The organism is Bradyrhizobium sp. USDA 4510, assembly GCF_054059095.1.
This window is the reverse complement of sequence record NZ_JBSSBT010000001.1, coordinates 6,786,727-6,806,192: the sequence shown is the minus strand read 5'-3', so window position 1 is coordinate 6,806,192 and position 19,466 is coordinate 6,786,727. Positions and strand designations below refer to the sequence as shown.

Here is a 19,466-nt window from a genome sequence, read left to right as displayed (position 1 = left end):
TCGCCGCTGCCGTAGCCGGCGACGGTTGACAGACCGGGGAGCGACTGCTGCTCTGTCGCCACACGGTGCGGAGCGCGATCACATGAAAATCTACGGCGACGCCAATTCAGGCAACTGCCTGAAGGTGAAATGGGTGTGCGACAGGCTGGCGCTGCCGTACACATGGGTCGAGATCGACACCATGAAGGGCGGCAGCCGGACCGCGGAATTCCTCAAGCGAAACGGCTGGGGCCAAGTGCCGACGATGGAGCTGGATGACGGCCGCACGCTGGCACAATCCAACGCCATCATCCGCTATCTCGCGCGCGGCAGCGACCTGATCCCGAGCGATCCCTATCGCGCGGCGCAGATGGATGCCTGGATGTTCTGGGAGCAGAACAGCCACGAGCCTTATGTGGCCGTCTGCCGCTTTCAGGCCGTGTATCTCGGCAAGGCCATCTCGGAGATCGATCCGAACCTCGTCAAGCGCGGCTATGTCGCGCTCGATCATCTGGAGCGGCATCTTGCGGGGACGCAATTTTTGGTCGGAGACGCGTTCTCGCTCGCCGACGTCTCGCTGCTCGCCTATACGCGTGTCGCGGAGGATGGCGGCCTCGAGCTCGCGCGCTATCCCGTGATCCGTCGCTGGATCGCCGATGCCGAGCGCGTGCTCGCGCTGCCGCCGGTCCGCTGACCTCAGGTGAATGCCGCCATGACTGAAGCTTCATCCATCACGATCCGCCGCGCTCGCCGCGAAGACGTCGCCGCCATCGTCGGCATGCTTGCGGACGATCCGCTCGGCAGTGCGCGCGAGCGGATCGAGGATCCGCTGCCGCAAAGCTATTACGAGGCCTTCGCGCGGGTCGAGCGCGATCCCAATTTGCAGCTCGTCGTCGCCGTCGACGGGGACGGCGTCGTCGTCGGCTGTCTGCAACTCGCGGTTCTGCCGGGCATCAGCTCGCAAGGCGGCTCGCGCGGCCTGCTCGAGGACGTTCGCGTTGCAAAGCATTGCCGCAGCCGCGGCATCGGCGAGAAGCTCGTGCAGTGGGCAGTCATGGAGGCGCGCGCGCGAGGCTGCATGCTCGTCGAGTTGCTGACGCATCAGACGCCGGTCGATGCGCAGCGCTTCTATGAAAGGCTCGGGTTCGCGCGCAGCCATGTCGGGATGACGATTCGCTTTTGAAACGCGTGCAAGAAGTTGTGCCATCTACCAGGCAATACCTGCAGCAGCGGATAGTCTGCGATCCGGTTAACAGCCAATAAACTAAGCCGGTCTCTGTGATTTTACGGGTCGGAACGAGTCCGGTATGTCGGACGTCTCCCACGGGGCGGCGGGCAACTGGGGATTGGAATGTCGGATTATTCGATCGTGCGGGTCGGCAACGAATACATCGTGCAGGCCGGCGAGAAGCGCATTCTGAAAGTATCGAGCCGGCGCAGGGCAGTTAAGATCATGACTCTGGCGGCAGATTTGCTCGATCAGGAGACGATCCAGCAGGTCGAGGACGCCCCATCAATCAGCCGTGATGCCCGGATTGTTCCAGACGAGTCCGAACTTTCTTGACGTTTGGGTACCTTTCCACTATCCCCGACTGCGGGAAACCTCTCCCCACCGAGAGGCAGCTATCTGGAAGGGTAGATTATGACTGCAGCGAAGCCCGCTTCGCGGCCTGAAGTGCCGCATTTTTCCTCCGGCCCCTGTGCCAAGCGCCCCGGCTGGAACCCCAACAATCTCAAGGACGCTGCCCTCGGCCGCTCGCATCGCGCGAAAGTCGGCAAGCTCAAGCTCAAGCTCGCGATCGAACTGACGCGCGAGGTGCTTGAGGTGCCCGCCGATTACAAGATCGGCATCGTGCCGGCGTCGGACACCGGCGCGGTCGAGATGGCGCTGTGGTCGCTGCTCGGCGCGCGGCCCGTCACCACGCTCGCCTGGGAATCCTTCGGCGAGGGCTGGGTCAGCGATATCGTCAAGGAATTGAAGCTGAAGGACGTCACCAAGCTCAACGCGGCTTATGGTGAAATCCCCGATCTCTCCAAGGTCGATCCGAAGTCGGATATCGTCTTCACCTGGAACGGCACCACCTCGGGTGTGCGCGTGCCGAACGCTGACTGGATCAGCGCGGATCGCGAAGGCCTGACGATTTGCGACGCGACCTCGGCCGCCTTCGCGCAGCCGCTCGATTTCGCCAAGCTCGATGTCGTCACCTTCTCCTGGCAGAAGGCGCTCGGCGGTGAAGCCGCGCACGGGATGCTGATCCTGTCGCCGCGCGCGGTGGAACGGCTCGAGACCTACAAGCCGGCCTGGCCGCTGCCGAAGATCTTCCGCCTCACCAAGGGCGGCAAGCTCAACCAGGGCATCTTTGAAGGCGAGACCATCAACACGCCGTCGATGCTCTGCGTCGAGGACTATCTCGATGCGTTGAACTGGGCGAAGTCGATCGGCGGCCTGAAGGCGCTGATCGCCCGCGCCGATGCCAACACCAAGGCGCTCGCCGACTGGAAGGCGAAGACGCCGTGGATCGACTTCCTGGCCAAGGATCCCGCGATCCGCTCCAACACCTCGGTGTGCCTCAAGTTCACCGATCCCGCGATCACCTCGCTTCCATCGGACGCACAGGCCGACTTCTGCAAGAAGCTGGTCGCGCTGGTGGAGAAGGAGAACGCCGGCTTCGACTTCGCGTATTACCGCGATGCGCCGGCGGGTCTGCGGATCTGGTGCGGCGCCACCGTCGAGGCCAAGGATGTCGAGCTGCTGACGCAGTGGATCGACTGGGCGTTTGCCGAGACCAAGGCAGCGTTGCCCAAGGCGGCATAAGCTTTCTCTTGTCACCTCTTCCCGTTCTTGCGGGGAGAGGTCGGATTGCTCGGCAGCGCAATTGCGCGCCTGAGCGATCCGGGTGAGGGGCCCTTTCGGCTTGTTCCTCGCCCGTGGCTGCCGTCACCCCAACCCTCCCCCGCAAGAGCGGGAGAGGGAGAAGTGATCAGAGACTTCACCAGATCGGTCCAGGAGACCCGCCCGCGGCAGGGCAAAGGAACAATCGAGATGACAAAACCCAAAGTTCTGATTTCCGACGCGCTGTCTCCCGCCGCCGTCCAGATCTTCAAGGATCGCGGCGTCGAGGTCGACTTCCAGCCCAACCTCGGCAAGGACAAGGAAAAGCTCGCCGAGATCATCGGCAATTACGACGGCCTCGCGATCCGCTCGGCCACCAAGGCGACCGCCAAGCTCATCGAGAAGGCGACGAGGCTCAAGGTGATCGGCCGCGCCGGCATCGGCGTCGACAATGTCGAGATCCCGGCCGCGACCGCCAAGGGCATCATCGTGATGAATACGCCGTTCGGCAATTCGATCACGACCGCCGAGCACGCGATCACGCTGATGCTGGCGCTGGCGCGCGAGATTCCGCAGGCCGACGCCTCGACCCAGGCCGGCAAGTGGGAGAAGAACCGCTTCATGGGCGTCGAAATCACCGCCAAGACCATCGGCGTGATCGGCTGCGGCAATATCGGCACGATCGTCGCCGACCGCGCGCTCGGCCTGCGCATGAAGGTGATCGCGTTCGATCCGTTCCTGTCGCCGGAGCGCGCCAAGGACATCGGCGTCGAGAAGGTCGAGCTCGACGATCTCTTGAAGCGCGCCGACTTCATCACGCTGCATACGCCGCTGACCGAGAAGACCCGCAACGTGATCGATGCGGCCGCGATCGCCAAGATGAAGAAGGGCGTGCGCATCATCAACTGCGCGCGTGGCGGCCTGGTCGACGAGCAGGCGCTGGTCGACGCGCTGAATTCCAAGCATGTCGCGGGCGCCGCCTTCGACGTGTTCGTCGAGGAGCCGGCGACCTCGAACGTGCTGTTCGGCCATCCCAACGTGATCTGCACCCCGCATCTAGGCGCCTCCACCACCGAAGCGCAGGAAAACGTCGCGCTGCAGGTCGCCGAGCAGATGTCGGACTATCTGTTGTCGGGCGCGATTTCCAACGCGGTCAACTTCCCCTCGATCACCGCGGAAGAGGCGCCGAAGCTGAAGCCGTTCATCGAGCTCGCCGAGAAGCTCGGCTCGTTCGCCGGCCAGCTCACCGAGAGCGGCATCCTCAAGACTGAGATCACCTATGAGGGCCACGTCGCCGAGATGAAGATCAAGGCGATCACCTCGGCGGTGCTGTCGGGCCTGCTGCGGCCGATGCTGGGCGAGGTCAACGTGGTCTCGGCGCCGGTCGTCGCCAAGGAGCGCGGCATGGTGGTGGACGAGGTCGTCCGCGCCGCGCAGAGCGACTATGAAAGCCTGATCACGGTCACAGTCACCACCGAGCGTCAGGAGCGTTCGGTGTCCGGCACCGTCTACGCCGACGGCAAGCCGCGTCTCGTCGACATCAAGGGCATCCGTGTCGACGCCGAGTTCGGCAAGTCGATGATCTACGTGACCAACGAGGACAAGCCGGGCTTCATCGGCGCGTTCGCGAGCCTCTTGGGTGATGCGAAAATCAATATCGCGACCTTCCATCTCGGCCGCGTCAAGCAGGGCGGCGATGCCATTGCGCTGGTCGAGGTCGACGGCGCGGTGCCGGCGGAGCTGCTCGCCAAGGTACAGACACTGCCGCAGGTGAAGCAGGCCAAGGCACTGACGTTCTGAGCCGCTGACGTTTTAAAGGCGCTGGCGTTTCAAACGCTGTTTGAGCGGTCCTCGTCATCGCCCGGAACGCCCGGCATGACGGAAGGAAGATACCGCTCAAGCAGTCCATATTCCGATCTGCGGAACATGACGCCGTCTCCGGTCCCGGAGGCGGCGTTTGTCGTTCCGGGGCGTCCGGTATTGCTGTTGCGCCCGCCGAAAAATGTGTACGAACGGGCCACGACGCGCCACAATGACCGTCATCTCAGAGGGAGAAAACAATGCGTGAAGCCGTAATCGTTTCCTACGCGCGCACCGGCCTGGCAAAGTCCGGCCGTGGCGGATTCAACATCACCCCGCCGATGTCGCTCGCCGCGCACGCCATCAAGCACGCGGTCGACCGCGCCGGCGTCGACAAGGAATATGTCGAGGATTGCTATCTCGGCAATTGCGCGCATGGCGCGCCGAACATCGGCCGCCAGGCGGCGCTGCTCGCCGGCCTGCCGAAGTCGACCGCGGGCGTCTCCGTGAACCGCTTCTGCTCGTCGGGCCTGCAGACCATCGCGATGGCCGCCAACTCGATCCGTTCCGACGGCTCCGATTGCATCGTCGCCGGCGGCGTCGAGAGCATCTCGATTCCCGGCGGCGGCTCGCCGAAGGAATCGATCGATCCCGAGCTGCTCAAGACCGCGCCCGACATCTTCATGGCGATGATCGATACCGCCGACATCGTGGCCGAGCGCTACAAGCTCAGCCGCGAATACCAGGACGAGTATTCGCTGGAGTCGCAGCGCCGCATGGCCGCCGCGCAGCAGGCCAACAAGTTCAAGGACGAAATCGTCCCGATGAAGACGAAGATGAAGGTGGTCGACAAGGCGACCAAGGCCGAGTCGATCGTCGACTACGTGGTCGATCGCGACGAGTGCAACCGCCCCGAGACCACGCTGGAAGGCCTCGCCAAGCTCGAGCCGGTCAAGGGCCCGGGCAAGTTCATCACCGCCGGCAATGCCAGCCAGCTCTCCGATGGCGCCGCCGCCGTGGTGCTGATGGAGGCCAAGGACGCCGAGAAGCGCGGCCTCAATCCGCTCGGCCGCTTCGTGGCCTGGGCCTCGGCCGGCTGCGAGCCCGACGAGATGGGCATCGGTCCGGTGTTTGCGGTGCCGAAGCTGCTCAAGCGCCACGGCCTGAAGGTGGACGACATCGATCTCTGGGAGCTCAACGAGGCGTTCGCCAGCCAGTGCCTCTATTCGCGCGACCAGCTCGGCATCGATCCCGAGAAGTATAACGTCAATGGCGGTTCGATCGCGATCGGCCATCCCTTCGGCATGACCGGCGCCCGGCTCACCGGCCACCTGCTGCAGGAGGGCCGTCGCCGCAAGGCCAAGTGGGGCGTCGTGACCATGTGCATCGGCGGCGGCCAGGGCGGCGCCGGCCTGTTCGAGATCTACAGCTAAGCGCGATCGACACTGATCGTGTGCGAACGAGCGGCCCGGCGGCAACGCCGGGCCGCTTTTCATTTGGAGCCGGCTAGCTCGCCGGTGAGGTAAGCGCGCGCTCGTCAAACTCGAGCGAGGCAATCAGTTCGAGCGTCTGCCGGAGATCGGCGGCCTGCCTTGCGCCGAAGGCGGTCTCGAAGCGCTCCTGCGCCTTGAGCCATGCGGCCTGTGATTCCTCGAGCCTGGCTTCGCCGCGCTTGGTGAGCCGCACCAGCCGGCTGCGCCGGTCGCTCTTGTCGACGGTGATGGTCAACAGACCGTCGCGCTCGAGCGGCTTGAGGTTGTGGTTCAGCGCGGTGCGGTCGAGCACCAGGGCTGCGGCAAGCTCGCCCATCGTCGGCGCGCCCGACCGCCTGACATAGACCAGAATCGCCCGTTGCGTGCCGCGCAGGCCGGATGTCGCAAGGACCTGATCGTAGAGCTGCGACACCCGCCGCGTCGCCTTGCGCAACGCCGTGAGATTACACCGGCTGGGTTCCGTTTTCGCCATCGCTGCCTCCGAGGACTTGACAGATACATGCATATGCACCTAATGGCAATAGATGCATATGCACGTATTTCGGAGGGTGTGATGTCGGAGGTAGAGGCGGAGACCATCGATCTGGTCGTCGAACCTGATGCGCGGCCGCGGTCCTGCGTCGCCACCGCAACCCCGCGCCAGGTGCTTGCGATCGTGTCGGTCGGAATTTGCCTCGCCAATCTCGATCTGTTCATCGTCAATGTCGGGCTGTCGAACATCGCGCAGGAATTTCGCGCCGCCTCGCTTGAGGATTTGTCCTGGATCCTCAATGCCTACGCCATTGCCTACGCGGCGTTGCTGGTGTTCTTCGGCCGGCTCGCCGAACGCCACAGCCGCAATCTCAGCTTCCTGCTCGGCGTCGCGCTGTTCACGGCCGCGTCGGCGGCATGTGCGCTGGCCTCCAGTGTCGAGTTCCTGGTCGTCTCCCGCGTGGCGCAAGCGGCCGGTGCGGCATTGATGACGCCAACCTCGATCGGCCTGCTGCTGGCGTCGTTTCCGCCCGAGCAACGCGCCGGGGCGGTGCGCACCTGGACGGCGATCGGCGGCCTTGCCGCCGCACTGGGCCCGCTCGCGGGAGGCGTGCTGGTCACCTTCGACTGGCGCTGGATCTTCATCGTCAATGTCCCGATCGGCGTCGTCGCGCTGATCGTCGGCTGGCTAAAATTGCCCGAAGTGCCCGGTCACGACGTGCCGCGTCCGAGTTCATGGGCTGCGCTGCTGGTGACCTCCGGTATCGGTGCGCTGACATTTGCGATCGTGAAGGCGAACGATTGGGGATGGAGTTCGCGCGGCGTCGTGCTTGGCTTTGCCGTCGCGACCGTCTCGCTCGCGGCCTTCGCGTGGCATTGCCTCAGATCGAGGAATCCCTTCGTCGATCCTGCGCTGTTCGCGGTCAGGCCGTTCACCGGCGCGTCGTTGGTGATGGCGCCTTATTCGGCGGCCTTCGGCGCCATGCTGCTGTCCTGCGTCTTGTGGGAGCAGACGGTATGGGGCTGGTCGGCGTTGAAGACCGGCCTTGCGATCGCTCCCGGCCCGCTGATGGTGCCGATCACCTCGCTGCTGTTTGCCGGCCGGCTGATTGCGCGGTTTGGCGCCGCGGCCGTCGTCTCCGCCGGAATCCTACTGTTCGCGGCCGGCCTCGCGATCTGGGCGACGCTGCTCGGGGCCGACCCGAATGCGCCTGCCGTCGTCGCGGGCGTGATGCTGATCGGTATCGGCGTCGGGCTGACCTTTCCGACCCTGATGGGCGTCGGCGCCGGCGCGCTGCCGCCGTCGTCGTTTGCCACCGGCTCCGGCGTCATCAACATGATCCGGCAGGCGGCACTGGCGATCGGCGTCGCGATCTTTGTGGCGATCCTTGCAACGCCGGTCTCGATGACCGAGCGGATCGCAGCGTTTCAGCGCGGCTGGTGGATCATGATCGCGATCACCTTGGCCGGCTTCGTGCCGAATTATCTGTTCATCCGGCGCAAGGCAGATCGCTAACGCCCGAAAGACATCGCCGCGCCATGCGGCAGCCGCGGCGGCGCCATCGTCGCGCCGCAGGGAAACCTCAATCGAACCAGTCCCTTCCTCGCTGCGTCTCACCACGAGAAACGGCGCGCAGTCGAGCCCGGCGCGCCGTTCGTCTCGCGCGCGATGCGGCGTTTTTTTCTGGAGGGATGTCATGTGTAGGATTGCGAATTATCTTGTGACCACCAGCCTGGTGCTGGCGGGTGCGCTGGTTGCCGGGCCGCTGCAAGCGGCCAATCTCGATGCGGCCTCGCAGGTCGATGCCGTGACCGTCTATCCCGATGGCGCGAGCGTCACCCGCGTCATCACGCTGGATCTGCCTGCCGGCGACAACACCCTCATCGCTAGGGATTTCCCGATCGGGCTCGATCCGTCCTCGCTGCGGGTCGAAGGCGAGGGCGGAGCGAAGCTCACGATAGGCGCGATCGACACCAAGCTGCCGGGGCCGCTGCTGCCGCAAAATCTCTCCGAGATCGACAAGCGCATCGAGGCGCTGAACGATCAGCGCGCCGATTTGCAGGGACTGATCAGCGCGGCCGAGGCGCGGCGCAAATTTGCCGAGCGGTTTGCCGAGGCGTCACCCGCGGGCCTCGGCGAAAAGGGCGAGGCGCGTCCGCTCAGCGAGTGGCGCGCGGCGTTCTCGGCGGTGGCCGACGAGGTCGCAACCGCCGACAGCGCGATCCGTGACGCCGAGCGCAAGATCCGCGTGATCGACCGCGATCTTGCGCAGCTCGCAGCCGATCGCACCAGCAAGCCGCCGAGCAAGGTCGAGGTGCGGATCGATGTCGCCTCGCAGGCGGCGACCAAGGCGACCTTGCGGGTCACCTATGCGGTTCCCAACGCGCGCTGGACGCCGCTCTATGACGCCCGGCTCGACACCGGCGCCAAAGACCGCAAGCCCGCGATCGAACTGGTCCGCCGCGCCGAGATCACCCAGTCGACCGGCGAGGACTGGTCGAGCGTGGCGCTCGTCGTCTCCACCGTGCGGGTCGCGCGCGGCGGCAATGCGCCCGACCTCCGCTCGCTGATCGTGCAATATCCGCAGCCGCCGCGGCCGCTGGCGAAGCTTTCGGGAGAGGCCAGCATGCGGTCGCGCGAGGCGCTGGCACCCGCGCCGGCCGCCGACGCGGTTCAGCAATTCCGCTTTGGTGGGGGACGCATGGACGAACTGGAAGCCACCGCCGAGGTCGGCGCCTTCCAGGCCACCTTCAAGATTCCCGGCCGCGTCAGCGTTGCCGCCAATGAGGGCGCGAAGAGCCTGCGCATCTCGACGGCGACCATCACCCCCGATCTCGCGGTTCGCGCCGTTCCGGTGATCGACCCGACCGCGTTCCTGGAAGCGAGCTTCGTGCAGGCCGACGATGCGCCGTTGCTGCCGGGGCAAATCTCGATCTACCGCGACGGTATCTTTGTCGGCCGCAGCCGGATGGCCACCGCCGCCAAGGACGAGACCGTGCGGCTCGGCTTCGGCGCCGACGACAAGGTCAAGATCGAACGCACGGTGGTGAAGCGCAACGAGGGCTCCGCCGGCCTGATCGTGACCACGTCGAAGACCGACGAGCGCGCCTTCAAGACCACGGTGCGCAACGGCCACGACTTCCCGATCAAGGTCGCGGTCCAGGATCAGCTCCCGGTCAGCGAGAACGACGATATCGTGGTGGAGATGCTGCCGTCGTCGACGCCTGCCACGACCACCAATCTGCGCGACAAGCGCGGCGTGCTGGAATGGGCGTTCGAGGCCAAGGCCGGTGATATCAGGGACATCAATTTCGCCTGGCGAATGCGCTGGCCCAAGGACAAGGGCGTCGTGATGGTGCCGGCGGGCTAGAGCCCGTGCCGGGGCTCTAGCGTTGTTGCTTGACGCGTTTTCTTCACACGAACCGGAACCCACTTCGCTTGAAAACGCTTTGAGGACCTGCGTCATCTGCCGATGACAACCCTCCCGATCTCGGGCATCACTTTGCCAAAGGCAACAAAGCCTGAGATCGGGAGGATCCATGAGCTACCAGCACATCATCGTCGATGATCCGCGTCCGCGCGTCCGCCGCATCACGCTGAACCGACCCGAGAAGCGCAACGCGCTGAACAATCGCCTGCGCGGCGAGATCTTCGAGGTGCTGGAGCAGGCCGACCGCGATCCCGAAATTTCGATCTCGATCCTGCGCGGCGCCGGACCCTGCTTCTCGGCGGGCTACGATCTCTCCGCCGACAACCGCGTCGACCAGCCCTATCATTCGGCATCCGGCCCCGGCCAGTGGTCGCGCCATGTCGTCGAGGGCTGGTTCTCGATCTGGGATCTCGCAAAGCCCGTGATCGCGCAGGTGCACGGCTATTGCCTCGCCGGTGGCACCGAGCTCGCGACCGCCTGCGACGTGGTTTATGTCGCCGACGACGCCCAGATCGGCTATCCGCCGGTGCGGCTGATGAGCCCGCCCGACATGCAGTATCACCCGTGGCTGGTCGGCATGCGACGCGCGATGGAATTGATGCTGACGGGCGACGCGATGTCCGGCCGCGAGGCCGCCGAATGGGGCTATGCGACCCGGTCGTTTCCGCTCACCGAACTGGAGGCGAAGACGCTGGATTTCGCCGAGCGCGCGGCGAAGGTGCCGATCGAGCTTCAGCAGCTCAACAAGCGTAGCGTCCACCGCGCGATGGAAATCATGGGTGCCCGCGCCGCGATGCGGGCCGGCACCGAGATCCAGGCGCTGGCCTTCACCACCGAGGCCAGCAAGGCCTACATGGCAGGCTTCCGACGCGACGGCGGCAGCGTGAAGGCCCAGCTCGACCAGCGCGACACGACGTTCGGAGATTACCGGACGAAGAAGGAGTGACGATCACGCAAGCCGCGCGCTGAGCTGTATCACCGTCACCCTGAGGAGGCCGCAAAGCGGCCGTCTCGAAGGGCGGCAGCCCGGCTCTCCGCGCGGCTGCATCGGGGGCCGTGCATCCTTCGAGGCTCACCCAGCGGCGCAATTGCGCCGCAAGGCTCGCACCTCCAGCGACAAAGGCGTAGCCTTTGCGCGGGGAGGACGGAATGGCTGTCGTGCCGGGATGAGCATCACGCTATCCGCATATTCGCTGTCATGCCCCGCCTTGAGCGGGGCATCCAGTACGCCGCGGCCCATCCACTAAGTTCGGACGTCTCTGCAATACCGGGTCGCCCGGCCGAGCCGGGCAACGACACGCGTGTGATCGGCGAAAGCAGCCCTTCACTTCGCCTTCAGGAACTCGCCGACCTCGAGCAGCACGAACTCGTCGTCATCGGCCTTGTTCGGGTCGCGGCTGGAGGAGAACGGCAGGTTGTTGTCGTTGCCGACGATGATGTGGGTCTCGTCGACCCGGTCGACATTCTCGATGGTGAAGAACGGGAAGGTGTAGACGCCGTCGTTGAGCGGCTTGCGCGCCTTCTTGTTCGGATCGCGGATCTTCATCAGGTCGATATAGGCGATCTTGCGCACCGGCTTGCCGACATTGGCATCGGACAGCTCGATCTTGTAGACGCGCTTGAACTTGGCGAGGTCAGGAAAACAGTTCTCGCCGCGCTGGCCTTGCGGGCAGGCCTTGTCGGCGGTGCCTTCGCCATTGTCGCGCTCGATCACGAGGCCCTGGGCCGGATCGATCATGTTGAAGTCGCCGATCGCATTGCCGTTCTGCTCGAACGCATATTGCCAGTAGCGTCCAGTGAACTTCTCCGCCGCGACGTCGAATTCCAGGATGCGCGAGGCTTCCTTGCCGTCGACCTTCTCCCAATCCTTCTTGTCGGCATCCCACAGCGGCCCCTCGAGCAGGCCGTAAAGGAACTTGCCGTCCTTGGAGGAAGCAAAACCTTCATAGCCCTTGGAGCGGCGCAGGTTGACGTTGGTGTAGCTGGCGCCGGGCGCGCCGGGCGACTGCACCGCCCAGTGATCCGGCGAGCGCACCGGCTTGCCGTCGGCGACGGTCTCGAACACGGCGAGGATCTTGCCGGTCTTGTCGGCCTTGAGGATGTAGGGCCCGAATTCATCGCCGATCCAGAAAATGTCGTTGATGATCTGGAAGCCTTCGGTGTCGAAATCGGCACCGGTCAAATAGCGCTTGGCGGTGTCCTCGTGGACGATGCGGAACGGCACCTTCCTGTCGGGATCGTGCAGGAACACGGTCTCCTGACGCTCGATCTTGCCGCTCGCCCAGTCGATCTTGTGCCGGTTCAGGTACAGCATCGAGTCTGCCGAGTTGTAGCGCGAGCCCATGCCGTTGTCGGTGATCACCCAGAACGAGCCGTCGGGCATCACCTTGATGCCGGAATGGCCCTGCAGCGGCTGGCCTTTGAACGGCAGCGACACGCCGGTCGGCCGCTCGTACGATTTGCCCATCACGGTGCCGATGGCGTCGACGCGCTTGCCGGTGGTGTATTTGCCCGAGGTCTTCAGATCATCAGGGGCGTCGGCGGGCGCGTCGATGAAGCTCTCCGCCGGCATCACGGCGTGTCCCGCCAGCGTCGCCGGGAATTCGCCCTCACCCTGCGCGAATGCCGATGTGGCGAGCAGGATCGAGGCGACGGAGCAGAGCAGGGACAGGCGCATGGTTGATCTCCCAAAGGATAAACGATGCGGTGTTCTCCGAGCCGCCTGTTACAGCCGGCTGACAGTTTTGTGAACCGCGGATGTTGCGGCGGGATAAGGCTTGCGGCGTTACGTCGCCTTGCCCGCCGGCTGCATCGTCTGCGGCAGCAGGAACGGCACGCCACCTCCGGTATAGGCGATCGCAGCGTCGATCTCGAAGATCTCGCGCAGCGTCTCGGCCTTCATCGCCGCCGTACGGTCGCCGTCGACGGCAAGCCGGCCGCGGTGCAGCAGCAGGATGCGGTCGGCGAACCGCATCGCGAGGTTGAGGTCGTGCAGGATCGCGATCACCGCGGTGCCGCGGGCGGCGCGCCGCCGGGCCGTTTCGACCAGGTCGATCTGGTGCCGCAGATCGAGGCTCGAGGTCGGCTCGTCCAGCAGCAACAGTCCCGGTCCATGCAGCGCTTCGCCGCAGGCGAGCTGCACCAGCACGCGGGCGAAATGCGCCCGCTGCTGCTCGCCGCCCGACAGCGTCGGCAATTGCCTGAAACGGAAACGCGCGAGCCCGACCTCGTCGAGCGCCGCCTCGACCAGCGCGCGCGCCACCGCGCGCGGGCTTTCGCCGGCGCCCATGCTGACGATTTCCTCGACGGTGAACGGGAAGGTGACGTTGACGTGCTGCGACAGCATCGCGCGGTGCTGCGCCAGCGCGCGCGGGCCGTAAACCTGCAGGTCGCGCTGCCTCAGCCTGATCGCTCCGCGCGACGGGCGCAGGTCGCCCGACAGCATCCGCAGCAGGGTCGATTTGCCGGCGCCGTTGGGACCGACGATCGCGACCATCTCGCCGGCACCGATCTGCAGCGACACCGCATCGACCAGCGTCGCGCCGCCGACCGTCATCGATACCGACTGTGCTTCGAGCAGGGCCGTCATAGCGACACCAGCCCGCGCTGCCGCAGCAGCATAGCGAGGAAGAACGGCGCGCCGATCGCTGCCGTCAGGATGCCGATCGGCATTTCCGCGGGTGCCACGATGGTGCGCGCCACGGTGTCGGCGCCGACCAGGAGGATGGCGCCGAGCAGCGCGGAGGCCGGCAGCAGCAGCCGATGCGCGGGCCCGATCACCAGCCGCAACAGATGCGGCACCACGATGCCGACGAAACCGACCACGCCGCAGACCGAGACCGCGACCCCGGTCATCGCCGACACCAGCACGATCGAGATCCGCTTCAGCCGTTCGACGTCGACGCCGCTGTGGAACGCCTCCGCCTCGCCGAGCACCAGCACGTCGAGCCCGCGCGAGATCGAGAGGCAGGCGACCAGCGCGACCGCCAGCACCGGCGCCAGCGCCGTGAGCTTGCTCCAGGTCGCACCGCTGAGCGAGCCGAGCAGCCAGAAGGTGATGTCGCGAAGCTGGCGATCGTCGGCGACGAACACCAGAAGGCCGATGCCGGCATTGGCGATCGCGGCGATCGCAAGCCCGGCCAGCAGGAAGATCGCGATCGATGTCCGGCCGCCGCGGCTGGCGATGCCGTAAAGCACGACGGTCGTGATCAGCGAGCCGGCAAAGGCCGCGATCGGCAGCAGCTGGTGTTGCAGGAAGCGCAGGCTTTCGCCGAGATGGCTGTCGGTGAACACGATCGCGGCCGCCGCGGCAAACGCGCCGCCGGAGGAGACGCCGACCAGCGCGGGGTCGGCAAGGGGATTGCGGAACAGGCCCTGCATGATCGAGCCTGATACGGCAAGGAGGCCGCCGACCATCGCCGCCGCCGCGATCCGCGGGATGCGGATCGACCACACCACGAGCTGGTCGCGTGCGAGCAGCGGGTTGGCGACACGATCAGCCCAAAGCCCAAGCGCCGCCGGAAGCCGAGCCATTGGAATGCCGGCAGCCCCGACCGTCAGGGCGACGAGGGCGGTGCCTGCGAGCGCCGCAAGCAGGCAGAGCAGGGTGAGTGTCGCGGCCGGCCGCAGCGACATGCCGGCGCGCCGTCGTTTCGCACGCCGGCGGCGTTCGGCCAGCACGCTCATTGCCGGCAATTCGCGGTCAGCGCTGCCGGCTTGAAGTAGTCGGCCTCCGGCGCCAGCGCCGGATAAAGCTTGACCGAGAGGTCGCGTGCCGCGGCCGCGGTGCGCGGTCCGAAGCCGAGCAGATAAAGGCCTTCCATCGAGATGAAGGCCTTGTTGGCCGCGACCGGCGTCAGCGCGAAGGCCGGATGCGCGAACACGGCATCCGACGTCAGCGAATCCTTGCCGCGATCGATCGACAGCACGACATCCGGTTTCGCCGCCACGATGGCCTCGTCATTGACCGGCTTGTAGCCGTCGTAACCATCGATGGCGTTGACGCCGCCGGCAAGCCGGATGATCTCGTCCGCCGCGGTCTTGTGGCCCGCCGCCATCGCCCGGCCGTTCAACAGCGACATCACGAACATCACGCGCACCGGCTTCGTTACCTTGGCACGCAGCGCGCGCAGTTGCGCGAGATCGCTCTCCACCGCCGTGGTCAGGCAGGCGGCGCGCGGATCGGCGCCCATGGCGTGGCCCACCAGTCTGATCTTCTCGACCAGCCCGGCCTCCGAGAACGTCTCCGGCACCAGCACCAGCGGCACCTTGGCCGCCTCGAGCACGTCCATGGTCTCCTTCGGCCCTGAGCCCTGCACCGCGAGCACCAGCGACGGGTGCAGGCCAAGCACGCCCTCCGGCGACAGCTGACGCATGTAGCCGACGTCGGGCTTCTCGCGCAGCGCAGCCGGCGGGTAGAGGCTGGTCGCATCGACGCCGGCGATGCGGTCCTCGAAGCCGAGGGCGTAGAGGATCTCGGTGATCGCGCCGCCGATCGAGACGATCCGCGACGGATTGTCGATCACGACGTCGCGGTCGCGCGCGTCATGCACGGTGATGCCCTCGGCCGTCACGGCTTCGATCGGCAGCAGGCAGGAGAAGGCGAGCAAAGCGAGCGTGCGACAAATTGTCATCGGGGCCGTCACTTGGTCAGGATCAGCTTGTTCTGCGAGGTCAGCCGCAACCGGTAATGTTCTTCGCCGTGCGTGATGATGATCTCGCGCTCCGCAGCGAACAGGTCGCGGCTGTCGAGACGATTACCGCGCATGATCAGCGTTTTGGCCGCGCCGGATGCAGGCTCGGTCTGCTTTCCGGCTGCGTCGATATTGTCTTCGGAAGCTGCGGACATATTGTGGTGCTGCGCCTGCGAAAATTTTCAAATGGTGTTTGCTTGTATAAGCGGACGAAGGCGCATTCCAACGGCGGCACTTTACAATCGATATAAACAGCGCTGCCGCATTCTTGACCGTTTTGTTGCCGGCTCGTAACCAATCCTCACGCGATGCAGGCGGGTGACTTGCATCGCGATGTAGCCAGCAAGCCGCTCGTCGGAGCGCACGCCAGCCAAACCAGAAAAGCGATGATCAGGCTGGGGCTAGAATGGCTGATGGGGCTAGGGTTTCGCGCGCCCTGATTTTGGGCGCGTCGGTGTTTTCATTTGCGGCAGCACTGCCGGAACGCGGTTTCGCGCAGACCGCCGATCCGTCGGCTGCGCATCCTTCTACCGAGCGGCTGAAGCAGGCCAAGCGGAAGCCGAAGCCGGCGGCCGAAGCTCAGGCGGCGTCGGCGGCGATGAATGCGCGCGCGCAGATCGGCGCGGTGCCGGTGCAATCGCTCGACACCATCACGGCGGTGGCCTCCAAGACCGAGGAGCGCGCGATCGATGCGCTGGCGCCGGTCAGCTCCGTCACGCTGGAGAAGATCCAGGGCCTGCAGCCGAACCGGCTCTCCGATATTTTCTATAACGTGCCCGGCGTCTCGGTTCAGGAGCGCGGCGACGATCCGGCAACCGTCATCAACATCCGCGGCTTGCAGGATTTCGGCCGTGTCGCTGTTGTCGTTGACGGCGCGCGGCAGAACTATCAGCGCACCGGCCACAACGCCAACGGCTCGTTCTTCCTCGATCCCGAATTGATCGGCGGCGTCGACGTGGTGCGCGGCCCGACCGCGAACATCTACGGCTCCGGCGCGATCGGCGGCGTGGTCTCATTCCGCACCAAGGACATCGACGACGTAGTGCGTCCCGGTGAGCGCTGGGGTGTCGACATGTCGGGGTCCTACGGCACCAACAAGGACCGCGGCATGGGCTCCGTGTTCGGCGGTGTACGCGTCGATCCGAATGTCGATGTGTTCGGCGGCGCGGTTTATCGCACCCAGGGCAATTACAAGGACGGCGCGGGCACCGAGATCGGTAACACCGGCAACGATATCGCGGCCGGCCTGATGAAGGTGACGTTCCGCCCGGCCGAAGGCCACGAGTTCAAGATCGGCGGCATCTTCCAGGACTACCAATACAATATCGGTCAGCCGAACCGCGGCCCGACCACGGCGGCGGCACCGCTCGCCGCGATCGCGGGCTCCTCGGTCTATGCCTCCGACGCCAAGAACTACACGGGCACCTTGAGCTGGCGATATTCCAAGCCCGACGACATGCTGTTCGACTGGAATATCTCGGTCTACGGCAACCGCACCGACAACGACCAGGTCAAGACCTACAGCAACCGCATCACCACCGGCGGCGGGGTCTGCACGCTCGCCAATCCCGGCAACAACATCTCCGGCTGCGTCGGCGACAAGCGCGGCTATTTGCTGGATACGGTTGGTGTCGACGTCAACAACACCTCGCGCTTCAATTTCGGCGACTGGCGCAACGCCGTGACCTACGGTTTCGACGCCTTCCGCGACGATGTCGAGACGTTCGATTCGCGCGGCAATTCCAACATCACGACGCCGGGCGGCCAGCGCACCGTGTCCGGCGGCTTCGTGCAGCTGAAGCAGAACTATTCGACCTGGCTCGAGCTGATCAGCGCTGTCCGCTACGACCATTACGAACTCAATTCGATCAACACCACGACCAGCGGCGACCGGCTGTCGCCGAAGATCACGCTCGGCGTCACGCCGGTTGCCGGCTTCACGCCCTATGCGAGCTATGCCGAAGGCTATCGCGCGCCGTCCATCACCGAGACGCTGATCGCGGGCGGCCACGCCACCGGCGGCGGGCCGGCGCTGTTCAACTGCCCTGACGGCACCAGCGGCCTGTTCTGCTTCCTGCCCAATGCAGCGCTGCGGCCGGAGGTCGGCAAGAACAAGGAAGCCGGCATCAACCTGAAATATGACGGCATCTTCACCGCGAGCGACTCGTTCCGCGGCAAGGTCAACGTGTTCCGTAACGACGTCGACGGCTATATCGACCTCGTCGCCTCGGCGCCGACCCTGACGCCGTTCGGGCGGTTCAGCCAGTTCTACCAGTACCAGAACATCGCCCACGCCCGCATCGAGGGCTTCGAGCTCGAGACGATGTATGATGCAGGCGACTGGTTCGTCGGCGTCGCCGGCCATCTGATGCGCGGCCGGAACACCCAGACCAATGTCGGGCTCGCCACCATCACGCCGCGCAAGGTGACGACGACGGGCGGCGTCCGCCTGCTCGACCGTTCGCTGATCGTTGCCGCGCAATGGTCCTCGTTCGGCGCCAACAACGACCTGCCGGCGGGCTATCTGCCCTCGACCGGCTACGAGCTCGTCAACCTCTATCTGACCTGGAACGCCACCAAGGACATCACCTTCACGGCATCGGTCGACAACCTCTTGAACCAGTACTACCGGCCTTATGCGATCCCGGGCTCCTCGACCGACGGCACGACGCAGAACGACGTGCTGTTCTCGAGCCCCGGTCCGGGCACCGTTTACAAGGCCGGACTCAGGATTCACCTAGGTGGAGCGTAACGCGAGACGCCGATCATTCCATCCAGGTTGCTCCGGCCGCGCTGGTGCCCCCAGCGCGGCCTTGGCGTATTCCTTGGCGCGTTCATGTTATTAACGAGATCAACCGGCAGGATCCGGGCATCCGCCGTCAAACAGGAGAGAGTTTTCATGTTCATCGCAATGAACCGGTTCCAGGTGATCAAGGGCAAGGAGCAGGCGTTCGAGACGGTCTGGAAGACGCGCGAATCCTATCTCGGCGATCTGCCGGGCTTCATCGAATTTCATCTGGTGAAGGGACCCGAGGCCGAGGACCACACGCTCTATGCGACCCATACCGTCTGGGCCAGCAAGGCGGCGTTCGAGGACTGGACGAAATCCGATGCGTTCCGCCGCGCCCATTCGCGCGCCGGCAACGAGACCGGCGGCAGCCTCTATCTCGGCCATCCCAAATTCGAGGGTTTTGAGGTGCTGATCACCGAGCGCGCGAAGAGCCCGGCATGACGGAGACGGCCGTGCAGAACGCGGAGCTTGCGGGATTGAAGGCCTATATGGCCGACAATCCCGGCACGGTCATCGAGGACGTCGCGCGCGAGCGCAAGGTGACGCCGCGCGCGGTGCTCGAGGCGCTCCCCGAGAGCATGGTGCGGATCGGCGCCGGTGAATTTGCCGCCGCGATGCAGGACATCGCGGAGTGGGGCGAGGTGACGCTGATCGTGCATACCGATGACGCGATCTTCGAGTTCACCGGCGCCATTCCGAACGGCGCGGTCGGTCGCGGCTATTTCAACCTGATGCAGCCGAAGGGCTTGCACGGCCATCTGAGGCACGATCGCTGCGCGGCGATCGCGTTCGTCGAGCGGCCTTTCATGGGCAAGGTGTCGGCGTTCATCGCCTTCATCAATCGCGACGGCGGCATCATGTTCAAGGTGTTCGTCGGCCGCGACGAGACGCGCGCGCTGCGTAGCGATCAGCTGGTGCGCTTTCATGCGCTGGCGGACCGCCTCGCACCGAACGCGGGCTGAAGATTTCTTCTCC

The 19,466-nt window shown here is 65.3% G+C and carries 18 protein-coding genes; 12 read left to right on the top strand and 6 right to left on the bottom strand.

Annotated elements, in window-relative coordinates; translation table 11 throughout:
- Positions 1–82 precede the first annotated feature (82 nt).
- The 6 genes from ACVMDN_RS31750 to ACVMDN_RS31725 all read left to right on the top strand — a co-directional run bounded on the left by ACVMDN_RS31750 (position 83) and on the right by ACVMDN_RS31725 (position 6,045).
- Positions 83–673, top strand: coding sequence for a glutathione S-transferase family protein (locus ACVMDN_RS31750; RefSeq protein ID WP_076829905.1), 591 nt, complete (start codon positions 83–85; stop codon positions 671–673).
- Between the two features lie 18 nt (positions 674–691).
- On the top strand, positions 692–1,162 hold the full coding sequence (locus tag ACVMDN_RS31745; protein WP_456834711.1) for a GNAT family N-acetyltransferase: 471 nt from the start codon (positions 692–694) through the stop codon (positions 1,160–1,162).
- Between the two features lie 168 nt (positions 1,163–1,330).
- Entirely contained in the window at positions 1,331–1,543 is a 213-nt protein-coding gene (locus ACVMDN_RS31740; RefSeq protein WP_050382779.1) for a hypothetical protein, read from the top strand.
- A gap of 78 nt (positions 1,544–1,621) precedes the next feature.
- Complete coding sequence (locus ACVMDN_RS31735; RefSeq protein WP_076829910.1) at positions 1,622–2,794, top strand: phosphoserine transaminase; 1,173 nt, start codon at positions 1,622–1,624, stop codon at positions 2,792–2,794.
- Between the two features lie 228 nt (positions 2,795–3,022).
- Positions 3,023–4,612, top strand: a complete 1,590-nt coding sequence (gene serA / locus ACVMDN_RS31730) for a phosphoglycerate dehydrogenase (RefSeq protein ID WP_076829913.1) — start codon at positions 3,023–3,025, stop codon at positions 4,610–4,612.
- A gap of 260 nt (positions 4,613–4,872) precedes the next feature.
- Positions 4,873–6,045 carry a thiolase family protein gene (locus ACVMDN_RS31725; protein ID WP_057017940.1) on the top strand — a complete coding sequence of 391 codons (1,173 nt, stop codon included), beginning with the start codon at positions 4,873–4,875 and terminating at the stop codon, positions 6,043–6,045.
- Between the two features lie 73 nt (positions 6,046–6,118).
- Here ACVMDN_RS31725 and ACVMDN_RS31720 read toward each other — a convergent pair whose 3' ends face one another.
- Positions 6,119–6,577, bottom strand: coding sequence for a MarR family winged helix-turn-helix transcriptional regulator (locus ACVMDN_RS31720; RefSeq protein ID WP_076830085.1), 459 nt, complete (start codon positions 6,575–6,577; stop codon positions 6,119–6,121).
- Positions 6,578–6,658: 81 nt separating this feature from the next.
- Between ACVMDN_RS31720 and ACVMDN_RS31715 the strand changes: the two genes are divergently transcribed.
- The 3 genes from ACVMDN_RS31715 to ACVMDN_RS31705 all read left to right on the top strand — a co-directional run bounded on the left by ACVMDN_RS31715 (position 6,659) and on the right by ACVMDN_RS31705 (position 10,953).
- Positions 6,659–8,092, top strand: a complete 1,434-nt coding sequence (locus ACVMDN_RS31715; protein WP_083715110.1) for an MFS transporter — start codon at positions 6,659–6,661, stop codon at positions 8,090–8,092.
- Positions 8,093–8,273: 181 nt separating this feature from the next.
- Entirely contained in the window at positions 8,274–9,947 is a 1,674-nt protein-coding gene (locus ACVMDN_RS31710) for a mucoidy inhibitor MuiA family protein (RefSeq protein WP_076829916.1), read from the top strand.
- Between the two features lie 169 nt (positions 9,948–10,116).
- Positions 10,117–10,953 (top strand): enoyl-CoA hydratase-related protein, encoded by an 837-nt coding sequence (locus ACVMDN_RS31705; protein WP_076829918.1) that lies wholly within the window; start codon positions 10,117–10,119, stop codon positions 10,951–10,953.
- A gap of 378 nt (positions 10,954–11,331) precedes the next feature.
- Here the strand turns inward: ACVMDN_RS31705 and ACVMDN_RS31700 are convergent, their stop codons facing one another.
- The 5 genes from ACVMDN_RS31700 to ACVMDN_RS31680 all read right to left on the bottom strand — a co-directional run bounded on the left by ACVMDN_RS31700 (position 11,332) and on the right by ACVMDN_RS31680 (position 15,855).
- The gene (locus tag ACVMDN_RS31700; protein WP_057015588.1) at positions 11,332–12,684 is read right to left on the bottom strand and encodes an esterase-like activity of phytase family protein; all 1,353 of its coding nucleotides are present in this window, start codon (positions 12,682–12,684) and stop codon (positions 11,332–11,334) included.
- Positions 12,685–12,792: 108 nt separating this feature from the next.
- Complete coding sequence (locus ACVMDN_RS31695) at positions 12,793–13,596, bottom strand: heme ABC transporter ATP-binding protein (protein ID WP_076829921.1); 804 nt, start codon at positions 13,594–13,596, stop codon at positions 12,793–12,795.
- Positions 13,593–14,693 (bottom strand): FecCD family ABC transporter permease, encoded by a 1,101-nt coding sequence (locus ACVMDN_RS31690; RefSeq protein ID WP_076829924.1) that lies wholly within the window; start codon positions 14,691–14,693, stop codon positions 13,593–13,595. Before ACVMDN_RS31690 ends, ACVMDN_RS31695 begins: the two co-directional genes overlap by 4 nt.
- Positions 14,690–15,640 carry a heme/hemin ABC transporter substrate-binding protein gene (locus ACVMDN_RS31685; RefSeq protein ID WP_076829927.1) on the bottom strand — a complete coding sequence of 317 codons (951 nt, stop codon included), beginning with the start codon at positions 15,638–15,640 and terminating at the stop codon, positions 14,690–14,692. The genes ACVMDN_RS31690 and ACVMDN_RS31685 overlap by 4 nt, the downstream gene beginning before the upstream one ends.
- Before the next feature lie 8 nt (positions 15,641–15,648).
- Complete coding sequence (locus ACVMDN_RS31680; RefSeq protein ID WP_076829930.1) at positions 15,649–15,855, bottom strand: hemin uptake protein HemP; 207 nt, start codon at positions 15,853–15,855, stop codon at positions 15,649–15,651.
- A 251-nt stretch (positions 15,856–16,106) separates the two neighbouring features.
- On the opposite strand from ACVMDN_RS31680, the gene ACVMDN_RS31675 reads away from it, so the two are divergent.
- The 3 genes from ACVMDN_RS31675 (at position 16,107) to hutX (ending at position 19,453) form a co-directional block, all read left to right on the top strand.
- Complete coding sequence (locus ACVMDN_RS31675; protein ID WP_141342807.1) at positions 16,107–18,452, top strand: TonB-dependent hemoglobin/transferrin/lactoferrin family receptor; 2,346 nt, start codon at positions 16,107–16,109, stop codon at positions 18,450–18,452.
- A 147-nt stretch (positions 18,453–18,599) separates the two neighbouring features.
- Positions 18,600–18,932 (top strand): antibiotic biosynthesis monooxygenase family protein, encoded by a 333-nt coding sequence (locus ACVMDN_RS31670; protein ID WP_021080657.1) that lies wholly within the window; start codon positions 18,600–18,602, stop codon positions 18,930–18,932.
- Positions 18,929–19,453, top strand: a complete 525-nt coding sequence (gene hutX, locus ACVMDN_RS31665; protein WP_244558898.1) for a heme utilization cystosolic carrier protein HutX — start codon at positions 18,929–18,931, stop codon at positions 19,451–19,453. Before ACVMDN_RS31670 ends, hutX begins: the two co-directional genes overlap by 4 nt.
- Positions 19,454–19,466 lie beyond the last annotated feature (13 nt).

Coding starts and splice junctions, on each gene's coding strand:
- ACVMDN_RS31750 (WP_076829905.1), top strand. CDS start 83: ATGAAAATCTACGGCGACGCCAATTCAGGCAACTGCCTGAAGGTGAAA.
- ACVMDN_RS31745 (WP_456834711.1), top strand. CDS start 692: ATGACTGAAGCTTCATCCATCACGATCCGCCGCGCTCGCCGCGAAGAC.
- ACVMDN_RS31740 (WP_050382779.1), top strand. CDS start 1,331: ATGTCGGATTATTCGATCGTGCGGGTCGGCAACGAATACATCGTGCAG.
- ACVMDN_RS31735 (WP_076829910.1), top strand. CDS start 1,622: ATGACTGCAGCGAAGCCCGCTTCGCGGCCTGAAGTGCCGCATTTTTCC.
- serA (WP_076829913.1), top strand. CDS start 3,023: ATGACAAAACCCAAAGTTCTGATTTCCGACGCGCTGTCTCCCGCCGCC.
- ACVMDN_RS31725 (WP_057017940.1), top strand. CDS start 4,873: ATGCGTGAAGCCGTAATCGTTTCCTACGCGCGCACCGGCCTGGCAAAG.
- ACVMDN_RS31720 (WP_076830085.1), bottom strand. CDS start 6,577: ATGGCGAAAACGGAACCCAGCCGGTGTAATCTCACGGCGTTGCGCAAG.
- ACVMDN_RS31715 (WP_083715110.1), top strand. CDS start 6,659: ATGTCGGAGGTAGAGGCGGAGACCATCGATCTGGTCGTCGAACCTGAT.
- ACVMDN_RS31710 (WP_076829916.1), top strand. CDS start 8,274: ATGTGTAGGATTGCGAATTATCTTGTGACCACCAGCCTGGTGCTGGCG.
- ACVMDN_RS31705 (WP_076829918.1), top strand. CDS start 10,117: ATGAGCTACCAGCACATCATCGTCGATGATCCGCGTCCGCGCGTCCGC.
- ACVMDN_RS31700 (WP_057015588.1), bottom strand. CDS start 12,684: ATGCGCCTGTCCCTGCTCTGCTCCGTCGCCTCGATCCTGCTCGCCACA.
- ACVMDN_RS31695 (WP_076829921.1), bottom strand. CDS start 13,596: ATGACGGCCCTGCTCGAAGCACAGTCGGTATCGATGACGGTCGGCGGC.
- ACVMDN_RS31690 (WP_076829924.1), bottom strand. CDS start 14,693: ATGAGCGTGCTGGCCGAACGCCGCCGGCGTGCGAAACGACGGCGCGCC.
- ACVMDN_RS31685 (WP_076829927.1), bottom strand. CDS start 15,640: ATGACAATTTGTCGCACGCTCGCTTTGCTCGCCTTCTCCTGCCTGCTG.
- ACVMDN_RS31680 (WP_076829930.1), bottom strand. CDS start 15,855: ATGTCCGCAGCTTCCGAAGACAATATCGACGCAGCCGGAAAGCAGACC.
- ACVMDN_RS31675 (WP_141342807.1), top strand. CDS start 16,107: ATGGCTGATGGGGCTAGGGTTTCGCGCGCCCTGATTTTGGGCGCGTCG.
- ACVMDN_RS31670 (WP_021080657.1), top strand. CDS start 18,600: ATGTTCATCGCAATGAACCGGTTCCAGGTGATCAAGGGCAAGGAGCAG.
- hutX (WP_244558898.1), top strand. CDS start 18,929: ATGACGGAGACGGCCGTGCAGAACGCGGAGCTTGCGGGATTGAAGGCC.